The organism is Halomonas ventosae (assembly GCF_004361885.1).
Lineage (GTDB): Bacteria > Pseudomonadota > Gammaproteobacteria > Pseudomonadales > Halomonadaceae > Halomonas > Halomonas ventosae_C.
The window spans coordinates 98283-111337 of sequence record NZ_SNWH01000003.1; the positions used below are offsets into that span (position 1 = coordinate 98283).

Annotated in this window: 10 protein-coding genes and 4 pseudogenes; 6 read left to right on the forward strand and 8 right to left on the reverse strand. The window is 64.2% G+C overall.

Annotated features, from left to right (window positions below):
- Positions 1 to 138 precede the first annotated feature (138 nt).
- Positions 139 to 1176, forward strand: coding sequence for a YgfZ/GcvT domain-containing protein (locus DFO68_RS03660; protein ID WP_133482173.1), 1038 nt, complete (start codon positions 139 to 141; stop codon positions 1174 to 1176).
- Here DFO68_RS03660 and DFO68_RS03665 read toward each other — a convergent pair whose 3' ends face one another.
- Complete coding sequence (locus DFO68_RS03665; protein WP_133482175.1) at positions 1177 to 1935, reverse strand: TatD family hydrolase; 759 nt, start codon at positions 1933 to 1935, stop codon at positions 1177 to 1179.
- A gap of 199 nt (positions 1936 to 2134) precedes the next feature.
- Positions 2135 to 3724: a peptide chain release factor 3 gene (locus DFO68_RS03670; RefSeq protein ID WP_133482177.1), complete on the reverse strand. Its 1590-nt coding sequence runs from the start codon at positions 3722 to 3724 to the stop codon at positions 2135 to 2137.
- Between the two features lie 469 nt (positions 3725 to 4193).
- On the opposite strand from DFO68_RS03670, the pseudogene DFO68_RS03675 reads away from it, so the two are divergent.
- A pseudogene (locus DFO68_RS03675) lies at positions 4194 to 4448 on the forward strand (aminotransferase class I/II-fold pyridoxal phosphate-dependent enzyme); the annotation flags it as partial.
- Positions 4449 to 4468: 20 nt separating this feature from the next.
- On the opposite strand, the gene cysN reads toward DFO68_RS03675, so the two are convergent.
- From cysN to dkgB, 5 genes and pseudogenes are all read right to left on the reverse strand, one after another.
- The gene (gene cysN, locus DFO68_RS03680; protein WP_133482179.1) at positions 4469 to 6373 is read right to left on the reverse strand and encodes a sulfate adenylyltransferase subunit CysN; all 1905 of its coding nucleotides are present in this window, start codon (positions 6371 to 6373) and stop codon (positions 4469 to 4471) included.
- On the reverse strand, positions 6373 to 7275 hold the full coding sequence (gene cysD / locus DFO68_RS03685; RefSeq protein WP_133482181.1) for a sulfate adenylyltransferase subunit CysD: 903 nt from the start codon (positions 7273 to 7275) through the stop codon (positions 6373 to 6375). Before cysD ends, cysN begins: the two co-directional genes overlap by 1 nt.
- Positions 7275 to 7653: pseudogene (locus tag DFO68_RS03690) on the reverse strand (integrase core domain-containing protein); the annotation flags it as partial. The pseudogene DFO68_RS03690 and the gene cysD, both read right to left, overlap by 1 nt.
- Positions 7611 to 7724 (reverse strand): annotated as a pseudogene (locus DFO68_RS16025) (IS1595 family transposase); the annotation flags it as partial. The pseudogenes DFO68_RS16025 and DFO68_RS03690, both read right to left, overlap by 43 nt.
- A gap of 18 nt (positions 7725 to 7742) precedes the next feature.
- Complete coding sequence (dkgB, locus tag DFO68_RS03695; RefSeq protein ID WP_133482183.1) at positions 7743 to 8552, reverse strand: 2,5-didehydrogluconate reductase DkgB; 810 nt, start codon at positions 8550 to 8552, stop codon at positions 7743 to 7745.
- Between the two features lie 339 nt (positions 8553 to 8891).
- Here dkgB and nhaD point away from each other — a divergent pair.
- The 3 genes and pseudogenes from nhaD to DFO68_RS03710 all read left to right on the forward strand — a co-directional run.
- Positions 8892 to 9050: pseudogene (nhaD, locus tag DFO68_RS16030) on the forward strand (sodium:proton antiporter NhaD); the annotation flags it as partial.
- A 140-nt stretch (positions 9051 to 9190) separates the two neighbouring features.
- The gene (locus DFO68_RS03705; RefSeq protein WP_133482185.1) at positions 9191 to 10462 is read left to right on the forward strand and encodes an ATP-binding protein; all 1272 of its coding nucleotides are present in this window, start codon (positions 9191 to 9193) and stop codon (positions 10460 to 10462) included.
- A gap of 36 nt (positions 10463 to 10498) precedes the next feature.
- Complete coding sequence (locus DFO68_RS03710; protein ID WP_133482187.1) at positions 10499 to 11038, forward strand: response regulator transcription factor; 540 nt, start codon at positions 10499 to 10501, stop codon at positions 11036 to 11038.
- A gap of 86 nt (positions 11039 to 11124) precedes the next feature.
- Here the strand turns inward: DFO68_RS03710 and DFO68_RS03715 are convergent, their stop codons facing one another.
- Positions 11125 to 11895 carry a 3-hydroxybutyrate dehydrogenase gene (locus tag DFO68_RS03715; protein ID WP_133482189.1) on the reverse strand — a complete coding sequence of 257 codons (771 nt, stop codon included), beginning with the start codon at positions 11893 to 11895 and terminating at the stop codon, positions 11125 to 11127.
- Between the two features lie 248 nt (positions 11896 to 12143).
- On the opposite strand from DFO68_RS03715, the gene DFO68_RS03720 reads away from it, so the two are divergent.
- A complete protein-coding gene (locus DFO68_RS03720) occupies positions 12144 to 12962 on the forward strand; it encodes an inositol monophosphatase family protein (RefSeq protein WP_133482191.1) in 819 nt (272 codons plus the stop codon).
- The last annotated feature ends 93 nt before the right edge of the window (positions 12963 to 13055 follow it).

Consider the following 13055-nt stretch of genomic DNA (forward strand, 5'->3'; position numbering starts at 1 on the left):
CCTGATCCGGCATGAATGGACCTGAGTGCCCGAGTCTAGCATGCGCTCAGGGAACCGAGCAGCGCTTGCAATGTCGCCTAATCGCCCGCACCTAATGCATATGAGCATGCCAGAACCCGAACCACGAGGAGCCCGGAGATGATGGATTGGATCGCTGCCACCGGCGGTCGGCAGGAGGCCGAATACCGAGTGACGTTCGATACCCCCGATGCGCCGCGGCTGGCTCTGGACGGCACCGTGATGCCCCCGCTCGCCCATCTCGGGGCCCTCGACATCGAGGGGACCGATGCCGAGCGGTTCCTGCAGGGCCAGACCAGCGCCCAGCTCTCGCTGGCCGACGGCGACCTCGCGCCGCTGACCTGCTTCTGCACGCCCAAGGGGCGGATGCTGGCCAATGCGCAGCTGCTGCGCGTCGCCCCGGCCCACTACCGCCTGCTGATGCACGCCAGCCTGGTGTCCTCGCTGGCCGAGCATCTGAAGAAGTTTGCCCCCTTCTACAAGGTCGAGCTGCACGAACGCGACGACCTGGCACTGCTGGGACTGATCGGCAATGAAGCCGCGGCGCTGGCCGAGGTGCACTTCGATGTCCTGCCGCCCCGGCCCTGGCACCAGGCCGGCGATAAACGGCACCAGCTGCTGGCCCATCCCGGACCGCGCCCCCGCCTGCTGATCTGTCTGCCGGCGGACGAGCTCGAGGCCAGCTGGCAGTGGCTGAGCCGGCATGCCACCCCGGTGAGCAACGCCGTCTGGCGGCTGCACGACATCCAGGCCGGGCTTGCGTGGCTCGAGGCCGACCAGCGCGACACCTATTTGCCCCAGATGATCAACTGGGAGGCACTCGGTGGCATCAGCTTCAAGAAGGGCTGCTATACCGGTCAGGAAGTGGTCGCCCGGGCGCACTTCCGCGGCCAGGTCAAAAAGCGGCTGGTGCGTGCCCAGCTCGACGGCGGCCTGCTGCCGGAGCCCGGCAGCGCCATCAAGGACGCTAACGATCGGCGCCTCGGCGAGGTGCTCTGCGCCGAACTGGACGCCTATGGCGAGGCCGAGGTGCTGGCGGTGATGAGCACCCGGGAACCCGTCCTGCCGCTGTGCTGCGCCGGCCAGAAGCTCAAGCTGCTCAAGCTGCCCTACCCCGTCGAGCGCCTGGACCCGGAGAGTCTGGCGGAACGAGCATAGTCACCGGTTGAACAGACGGCGGGCAGTGGCGCTGCTGTCCGTCGCCACCTTGTCGGCGCTCTGACCTCGCAGCCTGCCCACCACTCGGCAGACCTCGGCGACCCGTGCCGGCTCGTTGCGCTCGCCCTGGTGGCCCGCCAGCGGCATGTCGGGGCTGTCGGTCTCCAGCACATAGCCATCGTCGGGCAGGCTCACCACCGCCCGCTGCAGGCGTTTCGCCCGATCGAAGGTCACCGCCCCGCCGAGCCCCAGCACGAAGCCCAGGTCAAGAAACTTGCGCGCCTGCTCGGGAGAGCCGGCGAAGGCGTGGATCAGCCCGCCGGCCGGCAGATCGAGCTGTCGCAGTCGCTTGGCCACCTTGTCGTTGGCATGCACGCAGTGGATCACCACCGGCAGCTCGCGCGCCTTGGCCAGCCTGAGCTGGGCATCGAAATAGTGCCATTGGGCGTCCCAGCTCGCCTCGAAACGCGCATCGATGCCGCACTCCCCCACCGCCACGACCTGCGGATTGGCATCGAGCGCCGCGTCCAGTGCCTCCAGGTCCTCCTCACGGTGCTCCGCCATGAAGTAGGGATGCAGCCCCAGGCAGACGCTGACGTCGTCGCGCTCGCCCAGCGCCAGCACATTGGACCAGCGCGCCCGGGTGGTCCCGGGTACCACGAAACGCGCGACGCCCGCCGCCCGGGCACGCGCGATCACCGCCTCGCGGTCGGCATCGAAGTCGGGGAAGTCCAGATGGCAGTGGGCATCGATCAGCATCACTAGAAGCTACAAGGAGCAAGGAAAAAACACCAGCCTTGCTGAGCGCTCGAAGCGAGGGGCGCCGGGGGGCGGGCCGAAGAGGAGGTCCTATGCCAGGGAGGGCATCGGTAGCGCCCAGGGAGGGGTTCACAGCGCCTCCTCGAAGAGCCCGCCGCCGGATCAGCCACGAGCGATCCGGCGACATGCAGCCAAAGCTTCAATGCTCCCGAGTAGGCTGGAAGCGGATCTCCGGCCAGCGCTCCTGGGTCATCTGCAGATTCACGCGCGTGGGGGCGATGTAGGTCAGGTAGCCGCCGCCGTCGATGGCCAGGTTGGCGCTCGCCTTGCGCTTGAACTCCTCGAGCTTCTTGGCGTCGTCGCTGTAGATCCAGCGGGCGGTGTTGACGTTCACCCCCTCGTAGACACAGTCGACCTTGTACTCCTCCTTGAGGCGGTGGGCAACCACGTCGAACTGCAGGGTCCCCACGGCACCGAGGATCAGGTCATTGTTGTCCAGTGGCATGAACACCTGGGTGGCCCCCTCCTCGGAGAGCTGCTGCAGGCCCTTCTGCAGCGCCTTCATCTTCAGCGGATCCTTGAGGCGCACGCGCTTGAACAGCTCCGGGGCGAAGTGCGGGATGCCGGTGAAACGCATGTCCTCGCCCTGGGTGAAGGTATCGCCGATCTGGATGGTGCCATGATTGTGCAGACCGATGATGTCGCCGGGCCAGGCCTCCTCCACCTGGGAGCGGTCCGCGGCCATAAAGGTCAACGCATCCGCTATTTTCACATCTTTACCAATCCGCACATGGCGCATCTTCATGTTCTTCTCGTACTTGCCCGAGCAGACCCGCAGGAAGGCGATGCGGTCGCGGTGGTTGGGATCCATGTTGGCCTGGATCTTGAAGACGAAGCCGGTGAAACGCTCGTCCTCGGCCGCCACCGTGCGGGTATCGGTCTCTCGCGGCTGGGGGGGCGGTGCAAACTCGACGAAGCCGTCGAGCATCTCGCGCACCCCGAAGTTGCCCATGGCGGTACCGAAGTAGACCGGCGACAACTCGCCGCGCAGGTAGGCCGCATGGTCGAACTCGTGGGAAGCGCCACGCACCAGCTCCACCTCCATGCGCAGCTCCTCGGCCTGCTCCTCGCCGAGCACCGCCTCCACCTCGGGGTTGTCGAGCCCCTCGATGCGTCGGTCATCGGGAATCTGGCTGCCCTGGCCCTGGGTGTAGAGGTGGATCACGTCGTTATGGAGGTGATAGACCCCCTTGAAGTGACGGCCCATGCCGATTGGCCAGGTCATGGGAGCACACTGGATGTTGAGCACCTCCTCGACCTCGTCCATCACCTCGACGGGGTCGCGGACATCGCGGTCCATCTTGTTGATGAAGGTGAGGATCGGCGTGGTGCGCAGTCGACACACCTCCATCAGCTTGATGGTCCGCGCCTCGACGCCCTTGGCGCCGTCGATCACCATCAGCGCCGAGTCCACCGCCGTGAGGGTGCGGTAGGTATCCTCGGAGAAGTCCTCGTGCCCGGGGGTGTCGAGCAGGTTGACGATGCGCCCGCCGTAGGGGAACTGCATCACCGAGGTAGTTACCGAGATGCCGCGCTCCTGTTCCATCTTCATCCAGTCGGAGGTGGCATGGCGGTCGTTACGCTTGCTCTTCACCGAGCCGGCCATCTGGATAGCATTGCCGAACAACAACATCTTCTCGGTGATGGTAGTCTTGCCCGCATCGGGGTGCGAGATGATCGCGAAGGTTCTGCGCAGCCCGACTTCACGGGCCAGGGTGGGGTTTGACATCAATGCGGTGCCTGGTCAGGACGCGAATGGGATTTCGAAAAGACGACATGATACCGCGACAGGCCAGTGGCCTGCATCCTGCAACCCCGGGAGGCAGGAAGATCACGTGAATAGAATAGTTCTCATCCGGGTAAAGGGGAAAATGCGCTTTCGGGCTGATGGGTATAGTGGGGACCCCACGGTCAAGACAGAATTTGCCTGAATTTAAGCTAATGCCTCGGTCATGTCCGCAGCGGCACAGCGCTGCCCTGTTGCTTCCTTCTTCGAAGGGACACTACCTTGGCTTTCACCTCCGTGACAGCAACAGGCGGCACCGTCGCTGTAACAACGCGCAGCCTGCTGCGCCTTTCGACGCTTCGTGCCTGCTTATCCGAAATCGATCGTTTTCACCTATTCCGGCGGGGGCTATCCCATCGCCAACCGCAGGCGATCATCGGCTGGGGGCACAAGCCCTCGTCTCGCCGCGCTCGCCCAGGCCATGGGTCTCGACACCGGCGAGAGCATCGGCGCTGCGGTGGTGCCGGTGATCCTCGGCAGCTGACCGCTCGCCGCAAGGGTCTCCCACGCGATGTTCGAGCGTGGCATCAACGTGCAGCAGATCCTACATCCCGCCGTGCCGGAGAAGAGTGCTCGCCTACGCTTCTTCCTCTCCTGCGACCCTACCGAGGCCGATGTCGACCGTACCCTCGATGAGCTGACGACCATCCTGGCGGCACGCGACTGACAGCAAGCGGCATGCCCGGTTCAAGCGACTATCTGGCGTTCCCGCAGCAGCGCGATAATGGCATCGGCGGCGTCCTCGCTGCTCATATCAATGGTCCTGATATGCAGGTCGGGGGCCATCGGCGCCTCGTAGGCGGAGTCGATGCCGGTGAAGTTCTTGAGTTCGCCACGGCGTGCCTTGCGGTAGAGCCCCTTGGTATCGCGCTCCTCGGCCACCTCGAGCGGGGTGTCGACGAAGATCTCGATGAACTCGTGTTCTTCTACCAGGTTGCGAGCCAGATCACGCTCGCTGCGAAACGGCGAGATGAAGGCGGTGAGCACGATCAGTCCGGCATCAACCATCAGTTTGGCCACCTCGCCTACGCGGCGGATGTTCTCCACCCGGTCGGCGTCGGTGAAGCCCAGGTCGCGGTTCAAGCCATGGCGCACGTTGTCGCCATCCAGCAGGTAGGTGTGCTGGCCGGCGGCGTGGAGCTTTTTCTCCACCAAATTAGCGATGGTTGACTTGCCGGCGCCGGAGAGCCCCGTAAACCACAACACTGCGGGCTGCTGGGCCTTGGAAAGGGAACGCGCCTGCTTGTCGATATCCACATGCTGCCTATGGATGTTCTGGCTGCGCCGCAGGGCGAAGTGCAGCATGCCGGCGCCGACCGTGTTGTGGGTCATGCGGTCGATCAGGATAAAGCCGCCGGTGTCCTGGCTCTCCCGGTACGGATCGAAGGCCACCGGCCGGTTCAGGCTCAGCGTGCCGACGCCGATGTCGTTGAGGTCGAGCTGCTTGGCCGCCGCGTGTTCCAGGGTATTGACGTTAACCTGGTACTTGATCTCGCTGACGGTGGCCGTGACGGTCTGGGTGGCGAGTTTCATCAGGTAGGGGCGGCCCGGCAGCAGCGGCTGCTCGTGCATCCACACCAGGGTGGTCTCGAACTGGTCGGCGATCTCGGCGGGTTGCTCCACGCCGGAGATGACGTCGCCGCGGGAGATATCGATCTCGTCGTCCAGCAGCAGGGTGATCGACTGGCCGGCCACGGCCTGGTCGAGGTCGCCATCGAAGGTGTAGATCCGCGACACCGTGCTGGTCTTGCCGGAGGGCTGCACGCGGATGGCGTCGCCGGGCTTGACCGTGCCGCTGGTCACCATGCCGGTGAAGCCGCGGAAATCCAGGTTGGGGCGATTGACCCACTGCACCGGCAGACGGAAGGGGTCGCGCTGCAAGCGCTCGTCGTCGACCTCCACGGTTTCCAGGTAGGCCATCAGGGTGGGGCCGTGGTACCAGGGCATGTGGTGGCCATGCTCGATGACGTTGTCGCCCTTGAGCGCCGACATGGGGATGAAGGTGATCGACTCAAGCCCCAGCTGCTTGGCGAAGGTCCGGTACGCCTCGGCGATCTCCTCGAAGCGTTCCTTCGAGTAGTCCACCAGGTCCATCTTGTTGATGGCCACCACCACCTGGCGCATGCCGATCAGCGACATCAAAAAGCTGTGGCGACGCGTCTGGGTGAGGATGCCGTGACGGGCGTCGACCATCAGGATAGCAGCGTCGGCATTGGAGGCGCCGGTCACCATGTTGCGGGTGTACTGCTCGTGGCCCGGGGTGTCGGCGACGATGAACTTGCGCTTGTCGGTGGAGAAGAAGCGGTAGGCCACGTCGATGGTAATGCCCTGCTCGCGCTCCGCGGCCAGGCCATCGACCAGCAGCGCGAAGTCCATCTCGCCCCCCTGGGTGCCGTACTTCTTGGAATCCGCCTCGATGGCGGCCAGCTGGTCCTCGAACAGCAGCTTGGACTCGAACAGCAACCGCCCGATCAGGGTGCTCTTGCCGTCGTCCACGCTGCCGCAGGTGATGAAGCGTAAGAGCCCTTTGTGCTCGTGGGCCTTGAGGTACTGCTCGATATCCGCGCCGATAAGATCCGATGAATGCGCCATTAGAAGTACCCCTCCTGCTTTTTCTTCTCCATGGACGCCGCGCTGTCGTGGTCGATTACGCGCCCCTGGCGTTCGGAGGTGTTGGTCAGCAGCATCTCCTGGATGATTGCCGGCAGGGTGTCGGCCTCTGATTCGATGGCGCCGGTCAGCGGGTAGCAGCCCAGGGTGCGGAAGCGTACCTTGCGCATCATCGGTACCTCGCCAGGCTCCAGAGGCATGCGCTCGTCGTCGACCATGATCAAGGCACCGTCGCGCTCCACCACCGGGCGTTCTGCAGAGTAATAGAGCGGCACGATGGGGATCTCCTGCAGATAGATGTACTGCCAGATATCCAGCTCGGTCCAGTTGGAAATGGGAAAGACGCGGATCGACTCGCCTTTATGCTTGCGGGTGTTGAACAGCTTCCACAGCTCGGGACGCTGGTTCTTCGGGTCCCAGCGGTGCCCCGCGGTGCGGAAGGAGAAGATGCGCTCCTTGGCGCGGGACTTCTCCTCGTCACGCCGCGCGCCACCGAAGGCCGCGTCGAAGCCGTACTTGTCCAGCGCCTGCTTGAGGCCCTCGGTCTTCATCACGTCGGTGTGAATGGCCGAGCCGTGAGTGAAGGGATTGATATCCTTCTCGATGCCCTCGGGGTTGATATGCACGATCAGGTCCATGCCGGTTTCCTCGGCCATACGGTCGCGGAACTCGTACATGGCACGGAACTTCCAGCGCGTATCCACGTGCAGCAGCGGGAAGGGGGGCGGAGAGGGCGCGAAAGCCTTGCGCGCCAGGTGCAACATCACCGCGCTATCCTTGCCGACCGAGTAGAGCATCACCGGATTCTCGGTCTCCGCGACCACCTCGCGCATGATCTGGATGCTCTCGGCCTCGAGCCGTTGGAGATGGGTCAATGAGGTCATTATGTGTCGGGTTCCGTGTGATTGATCACCCGCTTGGTAAATAGCTCAGGACTTTTGGTCTGCCATTCCTTCATCATCGCAATCGTTGATTGATGGTGCAGCGCCTTTTGCGGGATGCGGTGATTGTACAGCCAAGCGTAGCGTTTTGAGTGTCTGCTCCAGGTCCTCGTCTGAGGTATAGCGCCGAGTCGCCAGCACGTCGCTAATGCGACCGTTAAACCGTTCTACCATGCCGTTCGTCTGCGGCCGTCCAGGCTTGATCAGACCGTGCTAGATGTCATGAGCCTGGTACTCCTGGTCGAACGGATGCCGGCTACTGGGCTTGCGCTCACCTGCCCGTGCGAAACGATCGGTGAACGACTTTTCATTTGGGCATAGCGACGCATCTCGTCAAGGGTAAAGCCGCTCACACGGCGCAGCTGAACCCGCTGCGGATGGCCTTCCTCGTCGCCGCTGGGCGGTGAGACTCAATCCCAGTCTGGGGCGAAGTCAGGATCAGCGATGCGCTCGCCGCGGTCCAGCCCGGCAATCGCCTGGAGCTCCTCATCACTGAGCATGATCTCGAAGGCCTCCAGGTTTGCCGCCAGATGCTCGCGCCGGGTGGATGAGGGAATGGCCACCACGCCGCACGAACGGATCCAGGCCAGGGCCACCTGGGCCGGGGTAACACCGTGAGCCTCGGCAATGCCCTTCAAGGTCTCGTCTTCCAGCACCTTGCCCACGGCCAGCGGCATGTAGCCGGTCACCGTCAGGCCGCGCGCCTGGCAGTGCTCGACCACTTCGCGGTTCTGCAGGAAGGGATGCACCTCGACCTGATTGGTCAATAGCGCGTCGGGGCCGAGGATTTCCAGGGCCCGGTCGACCTGGGCGATGGTGAAGTTGGAGACCCCGATATGGCGGGCCTGGCCGGCCTGCTGCACCTCGTGTAGGGCCTTGAGGTAGTCGGCCATGGGCACGGCATCATCCGGCGAGGGCCAGTGGATCAGCAGCAAGTTGACGTAATCGGTACCAAGCTTTTCCAGGCTCTCACGCACGCTGGCCTTGAGCGATGCGGGCTCGAGGCGGTCGTGCCACACCTTAGTGGTGAGAAAAAGCGACTCCCGAGGCACATCGCTTGCGGCGATGGCGGCCCCCACGTCCTGCTCGTTGTCGTACATCTGGGCGGTGTCGATATGCCGATACCCCAAGTCCAGGGCATCGTGGATCGTCCGCTTGAGGGTGTCCCCCTTGAGGCGGAAGGTGCCAAGGCCGGGGTTGGGCAGTGTCAGAGTGCTCATGGGATCTCCTTCTCGTAGCGTGGTGTCAATGCAACTCCCTACTAAATGAGGGGGCTCAGGCGCGACTTCAAGGGTCCGCCCATTCCTTCGAGGGTTGCCCCGAAGATTCCCGAACAGTGCTTAAGACTTCCTTTGAGGAAGAACCCCGATACTCCCCCCTCCGCCGGGGCATCTCGGCCATCGCCAACAACCTGACCACGGCGATGTTGATGTGCGCCGTGGCCAACGCTGTAACCTGCCACACCCCGCTCAATCTGCTGCCGGTGCTGGGCATGATGACCGGCCTGGGCCTGCAGTTATTCGGCTACTACCTGCGCCACAGCCTGCCGCCCTCGCTGCGGCTGGGATCCGACCTGGGCCAATATCATGCTGGGCCTGGCCTCGGCTGTGGTCGACAACATCCCGGTGATGTTCGCGGTGCTTTCGATAGAGCCGGACATGTCGGTCGGCAACTGTCTGCTGATCACCCTGACCGCAGGCGTCGGCGGAAGCCTGCTCCGAGGCCTCCTGGCATGAGCCTTAAGGCTGGCATCGGGAGTTGTAGCGCAGGGAGGAGACGTTGACACAGGCCATAGGGCACCGGGCACAGCCTTCCCCGGATCGGGTATCATCGGGCCATCCCACTGCACGGAGTCGTCATGCCCGCTGCCCTGCCCCTGCCACTCTCCACGCCCAACCGCAACCTGGTGCGGCTGACCATCGTGCGTGGCATCACCTGGACCGGTTTCCTGGCCGCGATCATCATCGGTATCGAGTTGCTGGGCTTCTCGCTGGCGGTGCATGCCGTGATCGCGGTGATCGTCGCCATGGGGCTGATCAACATCGCCACCTGGTGGCGCATGGGGCGTCCGCGGGCGGTCACCCACCGTGAGTACCTGATCCATCTGCTGATCGATGTGACAGGCCTGACGCTGCTGTTCTACTTCACCGGCGGCTCCCACAACCCCTTTATCAACTACTATCTGGTACCGGTCACCATCGCCGCGGCGACCCTTCCCTGGCGGCATGCCTGGCTAATCGCCGCCGTGTCCATGGCCGCCTACAGCGTGCTGATGGTGGCCTATCAACCGGTCCCACAATTCGCCCAGGGCCAAGGCAGCGGCGCCGTCAATTTTCACGTGCTGGGCATGTGGCTCAACTTCGCGCTCTCGGCAGGCCTCGTCACCTTCTTCATCTACAAGATGGCCCGTGCCCTGCGCAGCCGCGACCAAGCACTCTCGCGCACCCGCGAGGCCGCGCTGCGTAACGAGCAGGTACTGGCCGTGGCCACCCAGGCGGCCGGCACCGCCCATGAGCTGGGGACACCACTTTCCACCATGGCGGTGCTGCTTAGCGAGATGCGCGAGGATGCCCGAGACCACCCGGGCCTGATCCGCGACATCGAACTGCTGCGCCAGCAAGTGGATACCTGCAAGTTGCGGCTGCATCAGCTGGTGGAGAGCGCCGACCGGCGACGCATGGCCGAACCGGAGGTTCGCGACGCCCAGGTCTGGCTGGCCGGTGTGGTCCAGCGCTGGCTGGTACTGCGTCCCGATGTCAGCCACCATCTGGCCGTCGCCGAACGGCGCGGCCATCCCTGGCTGGCGGTGGACGCCACCCTCGACCAGGCACTGACCAACCTGCTCAATAACGCCGCCGATGCCAACCCCGATGACATCACCATCCGGCTCGACTGGAATGACGACGAGGTGATCATCGATATCCGCGACCATGGTCCCGGCGTGGCGATGTCCATCGCTGACCAGCTGGGCGAGACCTTCATCTCGACCAAGAGCAAGGGGCTGGGCATCGGCCTTTTCCTGACCCACGCCACCATCAACCGCTTCGGTGGCGGTGTCCGCCTTTACAACCACCCCCAGGGCGGCACCTTGACCGAAGTGACCCTGCCCCGCAGCCACCCCCATAGCTGATGGCGACAGGATGACGTGACCCCCTGCGAGGACAACATGCAAGAGACCGCCGAACGCCTGCTGATCATCGACGACGACGAGATGTTTTGCCACGTGCTCAACCGCGCCCTAAGCCGTCGAGGGTTCGAGGTACTGGTGGCCCATGATGCCGCCCAGGCCCTCTTGCTGGCGCGCCGCCTCCGGCCACAGCTGGCGACCCTGGATCTCAAGCTGGAGAATGAATCAGGACTGAAGCTGCTGCCGGAGCTGCTGGAGATCGTCCCGGAGTGCCGGGTGATAGTACTGACTGGCTACTCGAGCATCGCCACCGCGGTGGAAGCGATCAAGCTGGGCGCGGTGAACTACCTATGCAAGCCGGCGGATGCCGACGAGGTACTGATGGCGCTGTCGCGGGCAGAGGGTGACCCGGAGACCGAGGTGGCCGACAACCCCCCGTCAATCAACCGCATCACCTGGGAGCATATCCAGAAGGTACTGCAGGAGCACAACGGCAATATCTCCGCCACCGCCCGTGCGCTGGGCATGCACCGCCGAACCCTGCAGCGCAAGCTGCAGAAGCGGCCGGTAAGACGATAAGCCGTAAAATGCCACCAGAAGCGCTGGTGGCAAGGGTTTCTCTTATAGCTTCTAGCTTATAGCTTACCGCTCTCGGTGAAGCCGGGTCATTGCGCCGTCCAGCCCAGATCAATGTTCCAGCTGGCCCCGGTGACGGCGCCGGCGAGGTCGGAGGCCAGGTAGCCGACCAGCTCAGCCACCTCGGCGGGCTCGATCAGCCGCTTGATGGCCGCATTCTTGAGCATGATCTGCTCGATCACCTCCTGCTCCTCCATGCCGTGCATCTTCGCCTGGTCGGCGATCTGGCCATCGACCAGCGGGGTCTTGACGTAGGCCGGGCAGATGGCATTGGCGGTGATGCCTTGGCTGCCGCCCTCCAGCGCCGCGGTCTTGGTCAGGCCGATCATGCCGTGCTTGGCGCTGATGTAGGCCGCCTTGCCCGGCGAGGCCACCTGGGCATGCACCGAGGCAATATTGACGATGCGCCCCCAGCCGTTCTCGCGCATGGAGGGCCACACGGCCTGGGCAAGCAGGAAAGGAGCGGTGAGCATCAGGTCGATGATCTGGCGCCACTTCGCTTCCGGAAACTCCTCGATGGGCGAGACATGCTGGATGCCGGCATTGTTGACCAGGATATCGACGCGCCCGAAGCGCTTGATCGCCTCGGCCACCGCCGCCTTGCAGGCCTCGCCGTCGGTCAGGTCGGCCTTGAAGAAGGCAGCACCCGCCTGCTCGGCGACCGCCTTGCCTGCCGGATTGAAGTCCACGGCCAGCACCTGATGGCCCTGCGCGCAGAAATGTCGAACCACGGCCTCGCCGATGCCGCTGCTGGTACCGGTGACCAAGGCGACGCGGGGGATGGAAGCGTTAGCGGTCATGCGTGACTCCTCTATGCGGTGAAATGCGGTAAACCGGGCCGAAATGGCACCGGGCAACTATCATTCTCCACCAGCATAAGACGAATGACGCAGCGCGTCATCCGCTCAGACGCAGGGCGATCACACAATGGCAATCACACAACATAGCCAGCGCACGCCCGCCTTCGCATCAGAGCGTGGTAACTGACATTCGGCAGGGGGAAAGGCGAGCTGCTAACATGAATGTCTCCCCCTGCCAAGGAGCCAGCATGACCCCTGACCAGCGACTGGAGATCGCCGTCGATATCGCCCACGAGGCTGGGCGGATGATCGTCAAGGCCCGTGAACGGCAGAGTTTCGGCCATCGCTACAAGCATGGCCACGAACTGGTCACCGATACCGATATCGAGGTCGATACGCGCATCGGCGAGCGCCTCGAGCAACACTTTGCCGGGGAGGCACGCTTAAGCGAGGAGCTGGCCCCGGATCGTCAGGTGCTGGCGAGCCCCCAAGCGCTATGGGTGGTGGATCCCATCGACGGCACGGTCAACTTCGCCCATGGGCTGCGCCATGTGGCGGTCTCCATCGGCTGGGCCCACCAGGGTCGTACCCGGCTAGGGGTGGTACATGCTCCCTTCCTGGGCGAGACCTTCACCGCGCTCGAGGGTTGCGGAGCCTGGTGCAACGGCCAGGCGATACAGGCCAGCCCAAACAGCGACATGGCCCATGCGCTGGTGGGCACCGGCTTCCCCTACCGTCGTGAGGATCGCCCGCCGCTGATACGCCGCCTGACCGCCATCCTGAGCCACTGCCAGGACGTGCGGCGCAACGGCTCGGCGGCTCTGGATCTGTGCGACGTGGCCTGTGGCCGCCTGGATGCCTACTACGAGAGCGTCTCCCCCTGGGATTGCGCCGCGGGCTGGCTGATCGCTCGCGAGGCGGGCGCCCGCACCGGGCACCTCTATCCCCCTCCGGCGGGGATTCCCGAGGATCTCTGCGGCGAGCACCTGCTGGTGACCTGCTCCGAGCTGCACGCCGGCCTCGCCGATTTGTTGCGCCGCGCCGACGCCGGGGAAATCGAGCGCTGAGCATACCGATAGCAAAGCTCCATCGCGGCACAAGGGGTCGACTATTGGCGCCACTTCACCGGCTGCGTCACAATAGCCAGCATTGTCCTGATC

Bases quoted from the DNA above. Each gene is read 5' to 3' on its own strand.
- DFO68_RS03660 (WP_133482173.1), top strand. From the start codon at position 139: ATGATGGATTGGATCGCTGCCACCGGCGGTCGGCAGGAGGCCGAATAC.
- DFO68_RS03665 (WP_133482175.1), bottom strand. From the start codon at position 1,935: ATGCTGATCGATGCCCACTGCCATCTGGACTTCCCCGACTTCGATGCC.
- DFO68_RS03670 (WP_133482177.1), bottom strand. From the start codon at position 3,724: ATGTCAAACCCCACCCTGGCCCGTGAAGTCGGGCTGCGCAGAACCTTC.
- cysN (WP_133482179.1), bottom strand. From the start codon at position 6,373: ATGGCGCATTCATCGGATCTTATCGGCGCGGATATCGAGCAGTACCTC.
- cysD (WP_133482181.1), bottom strand. From the start codon at position 7,275: ATGACCTCATTGACCCATCTCCAACGGCTCGAGGCCGAGAGCATCCAG.
- dkgB (WP_133482183.1), bottom strand. From the start codon at position 8,552: ATGAGCACTCTGACACTGCCCAACCCCGGCCTTGGCACCTTCCGCCTC.
- DFO68_RS03705 (WP_133482185.1), top strand. From the start codon at position 9,191: ATGCCCGCTGCCCTGCCCCTGCCACTCTCCACGCCCAACCGCAACCTG.
- DFO68_RS03710 (WP_133482187.1), top strand. From the start codon at position 10,499: ATGCAAGAGACCGCCGAACGCCTGCTGATCATCGACGACGACGAGATG.
- DFO68_RS03715 (WP_133482189.1), bottom strand. From the start codon at position 11,895: ATGACCGCTAACGCTTCCATCCCCCGCGTCGCCTTGGTCACCGGTACC.
- DFO68_RS03720 (WP_133482191.1), top strand. From the start codon at position 12,144: ATGACCCCTGACCAGCGACTGGAGATCGCCGTCGATATCGCCCACGAG.